Genomic DNA, 16243 nt, shown 5'->3' with positions numbered 1-16243 from the left:
CCCACCGCGATCTCCCCCGCACAGCCCTACGCCCCTGCGGACCCTAAGCACTTCGCGCCTGCCCACGCACACTCCTACGCGCCTGCCGTCGCAGATGCCTTCGCGCCGGCGCTCGCTCATACCTTCGCGCCGACGTTCGCTCATGCCCTCGCGCCGACGTTCGCCTCTGTACTCGCGTCCGCGCTCGCGCCGGTCCTCACGCCCGCGCTCGCGCTGGTACTCGCGCCGGTACTCGCGCCGGGCGCGGCACCTGTCGGGGTTCTTGTGCTCGCGGCAGGGCTTCAGGACGGAGGTGGCGTCGGCCGGGGTGGTCACGGCCACGGTACCGGCGGTGGCGGACGAGGCCGGCATCGCCATGGGGACGATGAGAGCGGAGGCCATCATGGCTCCGGCTGCGAGGGCGTTCCTGATCATGGTCATGGCAGATCACTCCACGTCGAATCGGTGTCGAATCGGTCGAGCCCTGGGCGATGCCCGGGCTGGCGGAGCGCCGTGCCGCGTCAAGGAGGACGCCGACACGATGCGTAACCTACTCTCACGGTAAGTGAGGGAGTCCTGGGAGTCTGCTAGCGGATCCCCAAGCCTTGGGGCGGTCGGATTACCCGGGGGTAGCGGAAAGGCACGGAAAGAGGGCGACCGCTAACGCTCGGTTACCGGCTCCCGCCGAAGGCTCGTGTCCCGAAAGGATGTCATCCGCGGCGGAACCGCCAGAGTTCAGTAGATCGTCTCCGCCTGAGCGCCTGTTTTCGCGGGAGGAATCCCGCGGATCCGGGGCCGCCACGGCGCCCGGGCGCCGGTCTCCCCGGCTTCGCGCGTCCGTCGCCCTGCTGGTTTTTCCGGCTTCGGGGGTTCGTCATCGTGCTGGTTTCCCCGGCCTTGCCCGTTCCGGGCTGTGCCGGTCTCTCCGCCTCGATCGTTCCGCAGTGTGCTGATTTCTCCGCCTTGCCCGTTCCGGGCTGTGCTGGTCTCTCCGCCTCGGCCGTTCGGCGCCCGGCGTTCGCCCGCGCCCGCACCCCTCAGCGCGGGACACCCGGCCCGAAGGAGGTGTGCAGGACGGACGAGGCCACGACCCGGCCCGCGACGACGACGTGCCGGGGCGGCGCGTGCCGGGTCAGGGCCTCGCGGACGGTCCGCCCCTCCAGGATCACCAGGTCGGCGGGGGCCCCGGGCTCCAGGCGGCAGGCGGGCAGGCCGATGACCCGCGCGGCGTCGACGGTCACCATGTCGTACAGCCGATCCAGGGCGGCGTCGGTGCGGGCGTCGAGCAGGTGTGCCGCGAGGAAGGCCACCTCCAGGAGGTTGTGCCGCCCGAACGGGTAGTAGGCGTCCTCGATGTCGTCCTGGCCGAGCGCGACCGGGACCCCTGCGTCGGCCAGCCGGAAGACTGGCAGGTGGAGCGGTCCGGTGTGCGGATCGCTGACGAAACCGAGTCCGGCGGCGCGGCACAGCCCGGCCAGACGGCGCAGGTACGGCTCGGGGTAGAGCGCCATCGCCCTGGCGTGCTGGGCACTGCCGCGTCCGATCATGTTCTGCTCCAGAAGCTCCCGCGCCAGCATCTCGGCCGTGCGCAGCCCCGGATCCCCGGCGTCGTCGACCAGCATGGCGACGCGCAGGTCGTGCCGCCGGGCGAGGCCGACCATGCGCCTCACGTGCTCGGCGGCGTCGGCGTCGGTCCACTCGATCCAGGGGATGCCGCCCACCACGTCCGCGCCGCGCCGTACGGCCTCGGCGACGAGTTCCTCGGTCCCGGGTTCGCGGAGCAGGCCGTCCTGCGGGAACGCCACCACCCGCACGTCGACCACTCCGCGGAACTCCTCGCGCAACGCCAGCAGCGCCTCCAGCCCGGTGAGTCCCGCCCGCGGGTCGATGTCGGCGAAGGCCTGCACCGCCCGGACGCCGTGCCGTACGGATTCCAGAAGCACCGGGCGGGCGCGTTCGAGGACGGATCGCGCGGTCTGGCCGGCCTTGACGGCGGCGGCCGTCTCGATGGCGCCCATCGCGGCTCCCATCGCGCCCCCGGTGTACTCCGACAGCGCGGCGGGCCCGGCCCTGTCGAGGGTGTGCGCCTTGCACAGGTGCAGGTGGGCGTCCACGAACGGCTCGGTGACCAGTGCGCCGTCGGCGTCGAGGGTCACGCCGGTCGCAGGGCCGAGATCGGGGTCGTCCTCGGCGACGAGGCTGACGAGCCCGCCCGTGGCGGCCAGCGACCACCTGCCGGGGCGGCCGCGCAGGGTGGCGTTCCTGATGAGGAGGTCCGGAGTGTCCATGACAGCACGGTAGAAGCACGCCGCGAGGATCGTGAGGGCCGGACCTGCCAAGCCGCCGCCCGCGAGCGACCGTCCACCGGATCGGACATGGCGGGTGGAGAACTGGCGGCGTCCGACTTATCGGGACGTCGTCACGGTAAGTATCCGAGAGTTCACGAAATTCGATCGAAAGCCTGCGAGACGCTCCGTCGTACAGTGAAGATACGCCATGTTGACTGTCGACCTCGACGCCAGAGCGGAGAAGGCGCTGCATGAGCTGACCGCCGACGACCGCTCCGCGACCGAAGCGGTTCGCGAAGCACTCGTCGTCGCCCAACGGCTCCACCGGATGGAAGAGGCCCGGATCGCGGCCGAGAGGCTGGCAAAGGATCCCGTCGACAGGGCCGAAGCCGAAGCGATCATGAAGGACACGGAGCACCTGCGTGCGTGGTGACGTGTACCGGCTGTGCGCCACCCGTGACGCGATGGCCCATGAGCAACGAGGCGAGCGCTTCGCCGTGATCCTCCAGCCGGATGTCCTCTCCCACCTCTCCACCGTTCACGGTCCGGAAGCGACCTCCCGAAGGACCTTCGCGACCCGCTCCACGTCGGCCTCGGTGGTACGCCAGTTGCTGAACGCGGCGCGCAGCGCGGGCACCCCCTCGTGGACCGTCGGCGTGAGGAAGGCCTCGCCGGAGGCGGTGATCGCGTCGGCCACCTCGCCGACCCGGGCCTGGGTGGGGGAGGAGGCGAGGGTGAAGCAGACCACGTTGAGCCGTACGGGGGCGAGCAGCCGGTAGCCGGGCATCGCGGCGATCCGCTCGCCGAGCCCGGCGGCGAGGGCGGCGTCGCGCCGGACGATCTCCGCGTGCCCCTCGCGCCCGTACGCGGCCAGGGTGAACCAGGCCGGCAGCGCGCGCAGGCGGCGCGAGTTCTCCGGGGTCAGGTGCACGAAGTCGGGGTCGTCGCCCACCGGTCCGAGGTAGGCGGCGGAGTTCTGGAAGACGCGGGTCTGCAGGTCGCGGCGGCGGGTGAACTGGATCGCGCTGTCGTAGGGCACGTTCAGCCACTTGTGCAGGTCCACGCAGACCGAGTCGGCCTCGCCGAGGCCCGCGACGAGGTGGGCGTGCTCGGGGGAGAGGGCGGCGAAGGCCCCGAACGCGGCGTCCACGTGCAGCCAGAACGGGTGACGCTCGCGCAGGGCCGCGATGGCGCGCAGGTCGTCGAAGTCGACGGTGTTCACCGTGCCGGAGTTGGCGACCACGATCGCCGGCGCGCCGTCCAGCCGGTCGAGTTCCCCGGCGAGCCTGGCCACGTCCACCGCCTCCCGCCCCGGCAGCAGGCCGACCCGCCGGATCGCCGACCGTCCCAGCCCGAGCATGGACAGCGACTTGACGACGCTGGAGTGCGGGCTTCCCGACAGCACCGTCACCGGCCCGAGCGCGGCCGCGCCCTCCTCGGCCGGCGACACGCCGAGCCGCTCGCCCAGCCACTCCCTGGCGATCGCCAGGCCCGCGAAGGTGGACATGGTCGCGCCGCTGACGAACGTCCCCTCGTGCTCGGGCGGCAGGCCGAAGAGGTCGCGCAGCCAGGCGGCCGTCTCCCGTTCGAGGTCGGGGGCGAGCGAGTCCAGGCCCGAGGTGGGATTCTGGTCGAGGGTGCCGGTCAGCCAGTCGCCCGCCAGCGCGGCGGGCGTCACGCCGCCCGTGACGAAGCCCAGGTAGCGGGGGCCCGCGCCGGCCGCGAAGCCCGGCTCCCACCGCCGCGCGAACTCCCCCAGCGCCCCCTCCAGGCCGATCCCCGCCTCCGGCAGGGACGCGGGCGCGGGCCTGGCCGGCGTCCGCGCCACCGGCCGGTCGCCGAGCCCGCCGAGCAGGCGCACCGCGTACGCGCGGGTGGCCTCCAGCAGCTCGGGGACGCGGGCGTGGTCGGCCCCGAGCGTCCCGCGTACTCCCTCCGGCGCACCGGGCAGGTGGCTGCCGGTAGGCGATGATCCGGGAATGCGCGGGGTGCCCGCTTCGTCTCTGGCGTCCATCCTTCGACGCTACGACGCCGGCCGGCCGCCTGGCGAGCGGCCTGTCCGGGCACGGTGTGGTGTGAGGTGGCGAGGGAGTCGTGGTCAGGTCGAGAGGGAGAGGGACGGGCGGACCCGGCCGGCCTCGCACAGCGCCCAGCGCATCCGGCTCGCGTACGCCTCCGGGTGGTCCCCGGCCTCCTGGGCGACGAGGGCGGCGCAGTCGGAGAGATCGGCACGGCAGGCACGGATCCGGCCTTCGATGATCATCCGCACCTGATCGGGGGAGGGGTCGTCCGAAGCCTGCAGCTCGGAGGCGAAGAGAACCTGCGCCAGGTCGGACACGTTCATCAGGGTCGTCATCACGTGATCCTTTCCCGGGAGGCGCGGAGGTCCTGCGGAACTTCGATCGCGTCCCCGTCGGTGGTTCGGCCCGTGTTCACCTTCCATCGTCTCTCCCGGGACCGACATTTTCGCCCCGTAGCCGGCCCCTGCCACCCCTATTTTCCGGCGAATAATGAGATGTGGTGTGCGACGGCGGTCGCTACCGTTGTAAACGCCTCGGGATTCGGAGACGAAACCGGCCGTCCAACGCGAGAAGAACATCGCAAGAAGAACATCGCGGGAAGAACGCGCCGGAGCCGTCTGCGGAATACGAGGTCCCGACAACTCGATACGCGCTTTCCCGGTGCGAAGGCAGCGGTTACTTCGGTTTGGGACCGAGCGGTCCGGGTTCGATTCCCGGCGCGCCGCCCGACTCCTGCGGCGCGTGGTGTAAAGGCAGCACGCTTTCGTTCCGCCGCCGGCTCCGACCTCGGGAAGGTCCGGTGAAACGTCCACGCGCCTCCCGGTGCGCCGATCGCGGTTACTTCCAGGTTCGATTCCTGGCGGCTCCACTCAGCGGGGCCGCCGCCCGTCAGGCCGGGCGACCGCGGTCACCTCGATCTCGGGAGGAGCACGGCCGTGCGCGCGTGACCGGCGCGCGGGAGAGGCGGAACTCGCAGGGAAAGGCCCGACCATGTCCACGTCCGACACCGCGACCGACCGGCCGGCCGTCTCCAGCCCGGTCAGGACCGGGCGGGTTCCCTCCGGTCTCACCCACGAGGGCGCCCCCGGATACGCCCGCGACGCCAAGGGCGAGCTCTTCCTCCTCGCGGTGTCGAACATGGTCAGCGAGAACACCTTCTACGAGAAGGCCGGTGACCGCGACGACCGGTTCCGCCGGCTCGTCCACCGGGTCGCGGTCGAGGACGGCGAGTGGATGGCCCGCTTCCTGCCCTGGCTGCGCGGTGAGGCGAACATGCGCACCGCCCCGGTCGTCGCCGCGCTGGAGTCGGTCAGAGCGCGGCTCGCCGCCGGTCTGCACGGCCTCAACCGGCAGCTGGTGGACGGTGTCCTGCAGCGCGCCGACGAGCCCGGTGAGGCCCTCGCCTACTGGACTTCCAGGTACGGGCGGGCGATCCCCAAGCCGGTCAAGCGCGGCGTCGCCGACGCCGTGCGGCGCCTGTACACCGAGCGCGGCCTGCTCAAGTACGACACGGGCACCAGGGGTTTCCGCTTCGCCGACGTCATCGACCTCGTCCACCCCGCTCCGGCGGCGGACAAGGCGTGGCAGGGCGAGCTGTTCGCGCACGCCCTGGACCGCAGGCACGGCCGTGACAAGCCGATCCACGACGCGCTGGCGACGCTGCGCGCCCGCGCGGGGCTGGCGGCACTGCCGGTCGAGGCGCGGCGCGCCGTCCTGGCCGACCCCGGCCGCCTGCGTGCCGCGGGCATGACCTGGGAGGCGCTCGCCGGGTGGCTCCAGGGCCCGATGGACCGCGAGGCGTGGGAGGCGGTCATCCCGTCGATGGGCTACATGTCCTTGATCAGGAACCTGAGGAACTTCGACGAGGCCGGCGTCTCCGACGAGGTGGCGGGACGGGTCGCCGCGAAGCTCACCGACCCCGGTGAGGTCGCCGGGTCGCGGCAGCTGCCGTTCCGGTTCTACTCCGCGTACCGCAACGCCCCGAGCACGCGCTGGGGCCACGCCCTGGACAGGGCGCTGACGCTCGCCACGGGCAACGTGCCGTCGTTCGGCGGACGCACCCTCGTCCTCGTGGACACGTCGGCGTCGATGACCTCCGGCACGGTCTCGGCGCGCTCGGCCGTCACGCCCGTCCAGGCGGCGGCGCTGTTCGGGGTGACGCTCGCCGCCCGCGGCGAGCGGGTGGACCTGTACGGCTTCGCCGACGGAGTGTTCCGTCACAGGGTGGGCCGGGGCGCGTCGGTCCTGAAGGAGATGGACCGGTTCTGCGGGCGTGTCGGCGAGGTCGGCCACGGCACGCGGATCGCCACCGCGATCCGGCGCGCCTACCGCGGGCACGACCGGGTCGTCGTCCTGTCGGACATGCAGACCATGAGAGGCCACCGCGGCGCCGAGGTGACCCGCGCGGTGCCGGAGCGCGTTCCGATGTACGGCTTCAACCTGCAGGGTCACCGGCGGGCGGCGATGCCGGCCGGCTCGGGCGGCCGCCACGAGTTCGGCGGCTTCTCCGACGCGTCGTTCCGGCTGATCCCGCTGCTGGAGAGGGGCGGCGACGCGAGCTGGCCGTTCTGACCTCCGCCGGTCGGCCGGGCCGGTGTCGATCGGGTGGGAGACCGTCCGGCCGACATCCGCCCGGCCGTCCGGGCGCCGTGATCCTTACTGATCCTCATCGCAACCGTGTTCACATCTGTCACGCGGGTGAGCACCCGTTTCGCGAACAAGCCGCCGACATTCTGGAATGATCGCTGGATATCCTGTCGGACATCGAGACTGACGGACAGTGACTGATGCCCCCCATCGATCAAATCACCGCCTTCGCATCGGACCAGCCGGTTCTCACGGTCATCATCGGCGTGTTCGCCCTCGTCCTCCTGGTCGTGGCGTATTTCGTGCTGCGCGCGACCCGGCGCGTGGCGGTCCGCTTCTACCACCGTCACATCGCGCCCCGTCCGGCGGAGGACATCCTCACCATCGTCGCCGCCAGCATCGCGACGGGCGTCTCCGCCCAGGGCATGTGGCGTTTCTCCGGTGACGTGCTCGGCTTCGACGGCCCCCTGCGGCTGCTGCTCTTCGCCTTCATCGAGGTCGCCGTCATCACCAGCGCCGTCCGGGCGCGCCGCAACATGCGGGAGAACTTCTCCGCCGGCATCGACGGCGTCGCCGTGTGGGCGCTCACCGGCCTGACGGCCGTGCTGTCGAGCATGGACGCCCGCAGTGTCGCCGAGGCCGTCTTCCGCCTCGCCGCCCCCCTGGTGGCGGCCTGGCTGTGGGAGCGCGGCATGGCGATCGAACGCCACCGCATCACGGGGCGCTCCCGCATCAACTGGCGGATCACTCCGGAACGCGCGCTGGTCCGCGTCGGGCTGGCCGAGGTCAGCGACCGTACGGCGAGCGAGGTGGACGCCCACCGCAGGCTCACCAGGGTCGCGCTGGCGGCCAAGCGCGCCCGCGCGCTCCGCGCCTCGGGGGCGTCGGAGAGGAAGATGCGCGTGGCCCTCACCAAGCTGGACCGTGCCATGGACCGGGCGGTGGAGCACAGCGGCCTGGCGGTCGACTCCGCGCGCCAGGAGGCCCTGCTCTCCCAGATCGGTGCCCTCTACAACACCTCCGCGCTGATCGACCTGAGCCCGCCCGTGCCGTGGGCCCCGGAGCCCGAGGCGCCGGCGGAGTCGTCCGGGCGCCGCGCGGTGGCCGCGGGGCCCACGGGCCCCGCGGCGCTGCGGCCCCCGGTCGACGATGACGACGAGGAGTTCCACGTGCTGGACGTCCCGCCGCCGGTCGTCGACACGGCGCGGCGCGCGGCCCAGATACGCGCCGCGCGGGAGTACTGGGACAAGCAGATCGAGCGGAAGTTCGTGCCCCGCGCGGACGACATCGCCCACGAGACCGGCGTCTCGCTGGCCACCGCCCGCGAGTGCCGGGCCCTGTGGAAGCTGGAACCCAAGGCTTACGCGCTGCTGGAGGCCGCCTTCCGCGAGCACGGGATCGTCGACACCGGCACCTTCCCCGCCATCGAGACCGAGCACGTCCTGACCGTGAACGGGTCCTCACCCGGCCGCTGATCCCGCCGTCGATCCCGCTCGATCATCCCGCCGCCCGCCCGGGCGGCCCACTCGGCCCACTCGGCCGGGCGGGCCGCCCGGTCAGGTCGACTCGCGCACGATGAGGGTCGTGGGCAGTATCACCGGCTCCAGGTGCTCGGCGCCGTCGATCAGGGCGAGCAGCAGGCGGACGGTCTCCTCGGCGACCCGTTCCAGGGGCTGCCGGACGGTGGTGAGCGGCGGGTGGGTGGTGAGCGCCACGGCCGAGTCGTCGAAGCCGCCCACCGCGACGTCCTCGGGCACCCGCCGCCCGGCGGCGCGCAGGGCGGAGAGCGCGCCCGCGGCCATCAGGTCGGAGGCGACGAACACCGCGTCGATGTCGGGGGCGCGCTCCAGCAGCCGGGCCATCGCGCTCTCCCCGCCCAGCTGGGTGTAGTCGCCGTGCTCGATGAGCCTCCTGCTCGCCTTCCTGCCGAGGATGTCGGCGAAGCCCTCCAGCCGCAGCGCGCCGCCCGGGGTGTCGAGCGGGCCGGTGATGGTGGCGATCCGCTTGCGGCCCCGCTCCACCAGGTAGCGCGTCATCTGCCGGGCGCCCTCGCGGTCGTCGGCCGCCGCGTAGGGGATCACGTTCTCCCGCCCGATGACGGCCCCCTGGGCGACGGCGGCCACCGGGATGTCCACCAGCGCGTCCACCAGCCTGTCGCCGGCGTGGGTGGAGACCAGGAAGGCCCCGTCGGCGTGGCCGCCGCGCAGGTAGCGGATCACCCGGTCGCGGTCGCCGTCGTTCCCGGCGATCATCATCACCAGCGACACGTCCCGCTCGGCGAGCCGCCGGGTGGCGGTGCGCAGCAGCACGCTGTAGGTGGGATCCTCGAACAGCTTCTCCTGCGGCTCCGACAGGACCATCACCACCGAGCCGGTCCGCTGGGTGACCAGGCTGCGGGCGGCCCGGTTGAGCACGTAGCCCGTCTCGGCGATGGCCCGCTTGACGGCGGCGTGCGCGGCGGGGCTGACGTACCGGTCGTCGTTGAGCACCCGGGACACCGTTCCCCGGGACACTCCCGCCACCGCCGCGACGTCGTGGATGGTCGGACGCTTCGCCATGCTCCTCATTGTCCCCTCGACCGGCCGCCGATCAGCCCGGCCGCTAGCTTTTCACGGCTCCGCCGGCCAGGTCGGTCCGCCAGTGGCGCTGCATCGTGAGGAACAGCGCGATCAGCGGGACGATCGACAGCAGCGTGCCGGTGAGGATCAGGTTGTAGAGCGAGGGCTGGTTCGCCCCCGCGGCGAGCAGGGTGTAGAGCCCCACGGTCAGCGGGAACCTCTGGTCGTCGCCCAGCATGATGAAGGGCAGCAGGAAGTTGTTCCAGATCGCGACGAACTGGAACAGGAAGATGGTCACCATGCCCGGGAGCATGAGCGGCAGGGCCACCCGGCGCAGCAGCAGCCAGTGCCCGGCGCCGTCGATGCGCCCGGCCTCCAGCAGGGCGTCGGGGACGGCGGCGGTGGCGTAGACGCGCGCGAGATAGATGCTGTACGGGTGCAGGATCTGCGGGAGCAGGACCGACCAGTAGGTGTCGGCCAGCCCGATCCGCGAGAACAGCAGATACTGCGGGATGGCCAGCACGACGGCGGGCACCAGGATGCCGCCGATCAGCAGGTTGAAGATCAGGTTCCGGCCGGGGAAGCGATACTTGGCCAGGGTGTAGCCGGAGACGGCCGAGACGGCCGTGGACAGCAGGGCGCCGCCGCCCGCGTACAGCAGCGTGTTCAGCATCCACAGCCAGAACACGCCGTCGCGGTAGGCGAACAGGTCGGAGAGGTTGGACAGCAGCCCGGTGCCGGGGGCGAAGGTCGAGGTGGAGAACAGCTCCGCCTTCGACTTGGTCGCGGCCACCAGCACCCAGCTGACCGGCAGCAGGCAGTAGAGCGCGCCCAGCAGCAGGATCGCGGTCGGCGCGATCCCGGCCGGGCGGCGTCCCCGGGGGGCGGTCCGGCGGCCCGCCGCGGTGAGGGTCGTGGTGGCCATCAGCCCTCCCCGAAGGCGCGGTCGCGGACGACGCGCAGGAAACCGAACGACAGGACGAGGGAGACCGCCGCGATGACGATCGAGGTGGCGGCGGCCGAGTAGAGGTCGCCGGTGACGAAGGCGTCGCGGTAGACCTTCATGAGCGGGCTCCAGGTCGAGCTGATCGTGTTGGTCAGCGGCCGCAGGGTGGTCGGCTCGGTGAACACCTGGATCGTGGCGATGATGGAGAACACCGTGGTCAGGATGATCGCGGGCAGCAGGATCGGGATCTTGATCCGCAGCGCTATCTGGATCTCACTGGCCCCGTCGATCCTGGCGGCCTCGTAGTAGGTCCTGGGGACGGCGCGCAGGGCGGTGTAGAGCACCAGCATGTTGAAGCCGACGCCGCCCCAGACCGCCACGTTCGCCATGGACAGGACCACCGTGCCCGCGCCGAGCAGGTCGACGTCGAGCACCTGGCGGAACGGGCTGAGGCTCGGCAGGTAGAGGAAGCCCCACAGCAGGGTGGCCGCCACGCCCGGCACCGCGTACGGCAGGAAGAGGGCGATCCTGGAGAAGCGCGCGAGCCGCACGTGCGCGGAGTCCAGCAGCAGCGCGAACAGCAGGGCGAGGCCGAGCATGACCGTCAGCACCAGCAGGCCGTAGCCCAGGACGCGGAGCCAGCCGGCCCACAGTTCGGCGTCGGCGAGCGTCGCCGCGTAGTTGTCGAGGCCGGCGAAGACCTCGCGGCGGGAGTTCTTGCCCAGGCCCAGCCCGGAGACCTTCGTGCGCCGCAGGCTGAGGTAGGCCGTGTAGGCGATGGGGACGGCCATGAAGAGCGTGAACAGCGCCATGGCCGGTGCGAGGAAGAGGTAGGGGACGGCGCTCGCGGTGCGGGCGCCGTCGCGGGGGCGTCGTGTCATGGGGTGAGCTGGAATCCGGACTTCCGCATGTCGGCGACCGTCGCGTCCTGCATCTTCGCGACGGCGCCGGAGAACGCCGATCCGTCCTGCAAGGCCTTGTCGAAGGCGTCCTTGAAGGCGTTGTAGGTCACGTTGACGTTCGGCCCGAAGGTGAAACCCCGGGCACCGGTGGCGATCGTGGCGGCCTGCTGCCAGAAGTCGGGCTGGTTGGAGAAGTAGTCGGGGGCCTCGCCGAGCATGGTGCCGCCCTTGGTGGCGGCCGGGTAGACCGCCCCCTCCTTGACGAGCAGGCCGAGCGCCTCGGGGTCGGTGTTGAGCCAGGTCGCGAACTTCGCGGCGGCGGCCCGGTGGGGGGACTTGGCGGAGACCGCGGTGGAGGAGCCGCCCCAGAAGCCGCTGGCACTCTCGCCGGCGTTCCACTGCGGCAGCGGGGCGATCGCCCACCTCCCCTTGGCCTTGGGGGCGTTGCTGGACAGCACTCCGGGCGCCCAGACCGCCGAGGGCCAGGTCAGCAGCCTGCCGTCGTTCAGGGCCTTGTTCCACTCGGGGGTGAAGTACGGCTGGTCGTCGATGGCGCCCTCCCTGACGAGGCCGCCCCAGTAGTCGGCGACCTTCGTGGTGGCCGCGTCGTCGACCGCGACCTTCCACGACTCGCCGCTGATCGACCACCACTGGGCGCCCGCCTGCTGGGCGAGCCCGACGAAGGAGCCGGGGTCCTTGCTGGAGAAGGTCCCGAGGAAGACCTTGGGGTCCTTCTTCCGTACGGCGCGGGCGGCCTCGGCGTACTCGTCCCAGGTCTTGGGCACCTCGACGCCGTACTTGTCGAACAGGTCCTTGCGGTAGTAGAGCATCATCGGGCCGCTGTCCTGGGGGAGCGCGTAGACGGCGTCGGTGCCGAGCGTGACCAGTCCCCAGACGCCCTCGCCGAACTCGCCCTTCGCCTGCCCCACCTCGGCCGTGAGGTCGGCCACCGCGTCGGCGGCGACGAAGGAGGGCAGCATCTGGTACTCGGCCTGGACCAGGTCGGGAGGGTTGCCGGCCTTGGCCGCGGTCAGGAACTTGGTGGCCGCGTCGTCGCCGCCGGCCTGCTTGCTGACCGTGACCTGGATGTCGGGATTGGCCTGGTTCCAGACCGCCGTGATCTTGTCCATGTTGGGGACCCAGGTCCAGTAGGTGAGCTTGACCGGCCCCGCGGGGGCCGAGTTCCGCGATTCCGGGGCGGCCGGCTCCTGGGGAGTGCCGGAGCACCCGGTCAGGGCGGTGGCGAGGATCGCGGCCGCCACCGCTACGAGCCGGTTTGTCTGCATGTGTTCCTCCGGTGGGGGTTCCGTGTGGGGGTTTCATGTCAGGGAGTCGGCCGCTGGGAGGCCGCTGCGGGGCCGCCGGCGAAACCACCGGCGACGTCGCCGGGGAGACCGCGGGGAAGGCCGCCGGCGAGGCTCCGGCCGGGTCGCCGGGGGAGGCGGCGGGAAGGCCGCCGGAAACATCTGTGAACGTTCACAGACTGAAATCCGTCGGCGGGTGCTGTCAATGCCCGTTACGTTCTTGTTAACCCCGAAAATACCGAGCATCTCACGGGTGGTCTTCTGCGGCTGCCGGTCGTACATTACTGTGCACGTTCACAGAAATGATTCGAGGGGGAGTCGTTGCCCGGATATCCCGCCCTGCCAGGGGGCATCGCGTACGGCGGGGACTACAACCCCGAGCAGTGGCCGGAGGAGGTCTGGCGCGAGGACGTCCGGCTGATGCGCGAGGCCGGGGTGAACCTGGTCAGTCTCGGCATGTTCAACTGGAGCCTGCTGGAGCCCGCCGAGGGGGTCTACGACTTCGGCAGGCTGGACAGGATCGTCGACCTGCTGGACTCCGCCGGAGTCATGATCGACCTCGCGACGCCCACCTCGTCCCCGCCCACCTGGTTCAGGACGGCCCACCCCGGCGCCCGCCTGGTCGACCGCGAGGGCCGCGTCATCGCCGGCGGCTCCCGGCACAGCTTCTGTCCCAGCTCCCCGGAGTACGCCGCCGCCTCCGAGCGGATCGCCGAGCGGCTCGCCGCCCGCTACGCCGGGCACCCGGCGGTCGCCATGTGGCACGTCCACAACGAGTACGGCTGGGCCAACGCGCGCTGCTACTGCGAGACCTCGGCCGAGGCGTTCCGCGACTGGCTGCGCGAGCGGCACGGGGACGTGGCGGCGCTCAACGCGGCCTGGGGGACCACGTTCTGGGGGCTGACCTACGGCTCGTTCGAGGAGGTGGAGCCGCCGAGGATCGCACCGGCCGGCCAGCTGACGGCCCTGCAGCTCGACTACGCGCGCTTCTCCGTCGAGGCGCACATCGCCAACTTCCGCCGCGAGCGCGACGCCATCCGCCGCTTCGGCGACCTGCCGGTCACCACCAACTTCATGATCCCCAACTGCGAGCCGATGGACTACTGGCGGTGGGCGGGCGAGGTCGACGTCGTCTCCAACGACCACTACCTCGACGCCGGGCGGGCCGACAACCACATCGAGCTGGCCATGGCGGCCGACCTCACCCGCTCGGTGGCGGGCGGGCGGCCGTGGATGCTCATGGAGCACTCGACCGGCGCCGTCAACTGGCAGCCGCGCAACCTCGCCAAGCGGCCGGGGGAGATGCGGCGCAACAGCCTCGCCCACGTCGCCCGCGGATCGGACTCGGTGCTGTTCTTCCAGTGGCGTGCCTCCCGCCACGGCGCGGAGAAGTTCCACTCGGCGATGCTGCCGCACGCCGGGACGGGCTCCGGCCTCTGGCGCGACGTGGTCGCCCTCGGCGCCGACCTGCGCGGGCTGGCCGGGGTACGCGGCTCCCGCGTCGAGGCCGAGGTCGCGCTGGTGTGGGACTGGGAGTCGTACTGGGCGCTGGAGCTGGAGTGGCGCCCCTCGGTCGACCTGCGTTTCCGCGAGCGCGTGGAGGCCTACTACGAGGCACTCTGGCGCGAGCACGTGACCACCGACTTCGCCCACCCCGCCGCCGACCTCTCGGCGTACCGGATGGTCGTCGTCCCCAGCTCCTACCTGCTCACGGAGGCCGCGGGCAAGAACCTGCGCCGCTACGTCGAGGCGGGCGGGCACCTGGTCGTCTCCTGCTTCTCCGGGATCGTCGACGAGAACGACGCCATCCACCCCGGAGCCCACCCCGGCGCGCTGCGCGACGTGCTCGGCCTGTCGGTGGAGGAGTTCCACCCGCTGCCCGAGAGCGGCACGGTGCCCGTCGGCGACGGCGGCCTGACCGGCCGGATCTGGTCCGAGCGGATCCGCCTCGCCGGGGCGCGCGCCGTCCACGCCTTCACCGGCGGGCCGGACGCGGGCCACCCCGCGGTGACCCGCCACGAGCTGGGAGCGGGCACGGCCTGGTACGTCGCCACCGCCCTCGATCCGGCCCCGGACCCGTCCCCCCGCTCCGAGGCCCCGGCGGACGGCACGGGAACGGATCTGCGCGCGGTCCTGCGCGCGGTCCTCGACCTGGCGGGCGTGTCCCGCCCGAGAGGCCTGCCGGACACGCTGGAGCTCGTACGCCGGGGCCGGCACCTCTTCCTTCTCAACCACGGCGACGAGCCGGTCACCGTCCCGGGGGTGAGCGGGACCGGGGTGTTCGACGGCGCCGCGCACACCGGGTCGGCGACCGTGCCCGCCGGCGGCGTCACGGTCGTCGAGCTGGCCCGGGACGCGTGATCGTCCCCGGGGTCGCGCCGGCCACCTGACCGCGGCGCGCCACCGGGGGTCTCCCGGACCTCCTCACGTCACTCCCGAGCGGCGCGAGAAGGTCGCCATCCCCCTCCTCCGCGAAGGCGGAGGTTTCCCCCCATGGAGAAACGATGAGGAAGATCCTGGCGGTGCTGCTGTGCGCCGCCGCGCTCGCCGCGGGCCAACCGGCGCACGCCGCGACCGGCCACGACCGGGGCGCGCTGCCCATCAGGGGCGCCGACGTCTCCAGCCTGGCCAAGTCGGAGGCGCTCGGCGGCGTCTACCGCCACCCGGACGGCAGGCGCGGCGACGCGCTGGCCATCCTGCGCTCGGCCGGCCTCAACTACGTCCGGCTGAAGGTGTGGGTGAACCCGGCCGACGGCTACAACACCAAGACGCAGGTCCTGGCCCTCGCCAAGCGGGCGAAGGCCCGGGGCATGGGGCTGCTGGTCGACTTCCACTACTCCGACGGCTGGGCCGACCCCGGCAAGCAGAACAAGCCCGCGGCCTGGAGCGCGCTGCCGTTCGAGGAGCTCAGACAAGCCGTCTACGATCACACCCACGACGTGCTGAGTGCGCTGAAGGCCCAGGGCACCAGGGCGGACATGGTGCAGATCGGCAACGAGCTCAACGGCGGCCTGCTCTGGCCCGACGGCCGCTGGGACAACTGGCCGAACCTGGCCGCGCTGCTCAACGCGGGCCACGACGCGGCCAAGGCCGTGTCCCGCTCGACGAAGGTGGTGCTCCACCTGGCCGACGGCGCGGACAACGGCCTGTACCGCTGGTGGTTCGACAGCGCCGCGGCCAACGGCGTCCGTCACGACGTGATCGGCCTGTCCTACTACTCCTTCTGGCACGGGACGCTGGAGGCGTTCCGCGCCAACCTGCACGACGTCGCCGCCCGCTACCGCAGGCCGGTCGTGGTGGTGGAGACCGCCTACCCCTTCACCACCGCGGACGACGACGGCTGGGAGAACATCATCACCTCCGCCGAGCCGTACCCCGGATACCCGGCCACCCCCGAGGGGCAGGCCGCGATGATGCGGGACGTGGCGGACGCGGTCAGGTCCGTCCCCGGCGGTCTCGGCCTGGGCGTCTTCTACTGGGAGGCCACCTGGACGGGAGTGCCCGGCAACGGCTGGGACCCGGCCGACCCCTCCTCGGGCAACGGCTGGGAGAACCAGGCCCTGTTCGGCTTCGACGACCGGCTGCTTCCCACCGTCAGGACGTTCGCCCGGCGCTGACGGGCGCCGGCGGCGGACCCCGTGCCCGCGGACCCGGCGTCC

13 protein-coding genes are annotated in these 16243 nt (G+C 72.1%); 5 read left to right on the top strand and 8 right to left on the bottom strand.

The window, feature by feature from the left end; all coding sequences use genetic code 11:
* Nucleotides 1–420: hypothetical protein (locus AB0G15_RS42035; protein WP_362851134.1), on the bottom strand; the 420-nt coding region annotated here is incomplete at its 3' end.
* A 596-nt stretch (nucleotides 421–1016) separates the two neighbouring features.
* A complete protein-coding gene (locus tag AB0G15_RS42030; RefSeq protein WP_362851133.1) occupies nucleotides 1017–2267 on the bottom strand; it encodes an amidohydrolase family protein in 1251 nt (416 codons plus the stop codon).
* A 208-nt stretch (nucleotides 2268–2475) separates the two neighbouring features.
* Between AB0G15_RS42030 and AB0G15_RS42025 the strand changes: the two genes are divergently transcribed.
* Nucleotides 2476–2700: a hypothetical protein gene (locus AB0G15_RS42025; RefSeq protein WP_362851132.1), complete on the top strand. Its 225-nt coding sequence runs from the start codon at nucleotides 2476–2478 to the stop codon at nucleotides 2698–2700.
* A 105-nt stretch (nucleotides 2701–2805) separates the two neighbouring features.
* On the opposite strand, the gene AB0G15_RS42020 is transcribed toward AB0G15_RS42025, so the two are convergent.
* Entirely contained in the window at nucleotides 2806–4281 is a 1476-nt protein-coding gene (locus tag AB0G15_RS42020) for a pyridoxal-dependent decarboxylase (protein ID WP_362851131.1), read from the bottom strand.
* 84 nt (nucleotides 4282–4365) lie between these two features.
* Complete coding sequence (locus tag AB0G15_RS42015; protein ID WP_362681677.1) at nucleotides 4366–4623, bottom strand: hypothetical protein; 258 nt, start codon at nucleotides 4621–4623, stop codon at nucleotides 4366–4368.
* Nucleotides 4624–5278: 655 nt separating this feature from the next.
* On the opposite strand from AB0G15_RS42015, the gene AB0G15_RS42010 reads away from it, so the two are divergent.
* Entirely contained in the window at nucleotides 5279–6859 is a 1581-nt protein-coding gene (locus tag AB0G15_RS42010; RefSeq protein ID WP_362851130.1) for a TROVE domain-containing protein, read from the top strand.
* 215 nt (nucleotides 6860–7074) lie between these two features.
* Complete coding sequence (locus tag AB0G15_RS42005) at nucleotides 7075–8349, top strand: hypothetical protein (protein ID WP_362851129.1); 1275 nt, start codon at nucleotides 7075–7077, stop codon at nucleotides 8347–8349.
* 81 nt (nucleotides 8350–8430) lie between these two features.
* On the opposite strand, the gene AB0G15_RS42000 is transcribed toward AB0G15_RS42005, so the two are convergent.
* From AB0G15_RS42000 to AB0G15_RS41985, 4 genes are read right to left on the bottom strand one after another with little or no spacing between them, the layout of a single operon-like run.
* Nucleotides 8431–9432, bottom strand: coding sequence for a LacI family DNA-binding transcriptional regulator (locus AB0G15_RS42000; protein WP_362851128.1), 1002 nt, complete (start codon nucleotides 9430–9432; stop codon nucleotides 8431–8433).
* Between the two features lie 43 nt (nucleotides 9433–9475).
* Nucleotides 9476–10357, bottom strand: a complete 882-nt coding sequence (locus tag AB0G15_RS41995) for a carbohydrate ABC transporter permease (protein ID WP_362851127.1) — start codon at nucleotides 10355–10357, stop codon at nucleotides 9476–9478.
* Nucleotides 10357–11259: a sugar ABC transporter permease gene (locus AB0G15_RS41990; RefSeq protein ID WP_362851126.1), complete on the bottom strand. Its 903-nt coding sequence runs from the start codon at nucleotides 11257–11259 to the stop codon at nucleotides 10357–10359. Before AB0G15_RS41990 ends, AB0G15_RS41995 begins: the two co-directional genes overlap by 1 nt.
* On the bottom strand, nucleotides 11256–12566 hold the full coding sequence (locus AB0G15_RS41985) for a sugar ABC transporter substrate-binding protein (protein ID WP_362851125.1): 1311 nt from the start codon (nucleotides 12564–12566) through the stop codon (nucleotides 11256–11258). Before AB0G15_RS41985 ends, AB0G15_RS41990 begins: the two co-directional genes overlap by 4 nt.
* Before the next feature lie 339 nt (nucleotides 12567–12905).
* Between AB0G15_RS41985 and AB0G15_RS41980 the strand changes: the two genes are divergently transcribed.
* Both AB0G15_RS41980 and AB0G15_RS41975 read left to right on the top strand, forming a co-directional pair.
* Nucleotides 12906–14945, top strand: a complete 2040-nt coding sequence (locus AB0G15_RS41980; RefSeq protein ID WP_362851124.1) for a beta-galactosidase — start codon at nucleotides 12906–12908, stop codon at nucleotides 14943–14945.
* 143 nt (nucleotides 14946–15088) lie between these two features.
* The gene (locus AB0G15_RS41975; RefSeq protein WP_362851123.1) at nucleotides 15089–16201 is read left to right on the top strand and encodes an arabinogalactan endo-1,4-beta-galactosidase; all 1113 of its coding nucleotides are present in this window, start codon (nucleotides 15089–15091) and stop codon (nucleotides 16199–16201) included.
* Nucleotides 16202–16243 lie beyond the last annotated feature (42 nt).

The sequence above is a fragment of the Streptosporangium sp. NPDC023825 genome (assembly GCF_040639575.1).
In the GTDB taxonomy this organism is placed as follows: Bacteria; Actinomycetota; Actinomycetes; order Streptosporangiales; family Streptosporangiaceae; genus Streptosporangium.
Note: the sequence above shows the minus strand (reverse complement) of the source record. Positions and strands in the feature narration are given on the sequence as shown.

Excerpts from the sequence above, each read along its gene's own strand:
- AB0G15_RS42010 (WP_362851130.1), top strand. The coding sequence starts at position 5,279 with ATGTCCACGTCCGACACCGCGACCGACCGGCCGGCCGTCTCCAGCCCG.
- AB0G15_RS41995 (WP_362851127.1), bottom strand. The coding sequence starts at position 10,357 with ATGGCCACCACGACCCTCACCGCGGCGGGCCGCCGGACCGCCCCCCGG.
- AB0G15_RS41985 (WP_362851125.1), bottom strand. The coding sequence starts at position 12,566 with ATGCAGACAAACCGGCTCGTAGCGGTGGCGGCCGCGATCCTCGCCACC.
- AB0G15_RS42000 (WP_362851128.1), bottom strand. The coding sequence starts at position 9,432 with ATGGCGAAGCGTCCGACCATCCACGACGTCGCGGCGGTGGCGGGAGTG.
- AB0G15_RS42025 (WP_362851132.1), top strand. The coding sequence starts at position 2,476 with ATGTTGACTGTCGACCTCGACGCCAGAGCGGAGAAGGCGCTGCATGAG.
- AB0G15_RS42005 (WP_362851129.1), top strand. The coding sequence starts at position 7,075 with ATGCCCCCCATCGATCAAATCACCGCCTTCGCATCGGACCAGCCGGTT.
- AB0G15_RS42020 (WP_362851131.1), bottom strand. The coding sequence starts at position 4,281 with ATGGACGCCAGAGACGAAGCGGGCACCCCGCGCATTCCCGGATCATCG.
- AB0G15_RS41975 (WP_362851123.1), top strand. The coding sequence starts at position 15,089 with ATGAGGAAGATCCTGGCGGTGCTGCTGTGCGCCGCCGCGCTCGCCGCG.
- AB0G15_RS41990 (WP_362851126.1), bottom strand. The coding sequence starts at position 11,259 with ATGACACGACGCCCCCGCGACGGCGCCCGCACCGCGAGCGCCGTCCCC.
- AB0G15_RS42030 (WP_362851133.1), bottom strand. The coding sequence starts at position 2,267 with ATGGACACTCCGGACCTCCTCATCAGGAACGCCACCCTGCGCGGCCGC.
- AB0G15_RS42015 (WP_362681677.1), bottom strand. The coding sequence starts at position 4,623 with ATGACGACCCTGATGAACGTGTCCGACCTGGCGCAGGTTCTCTTCGCC.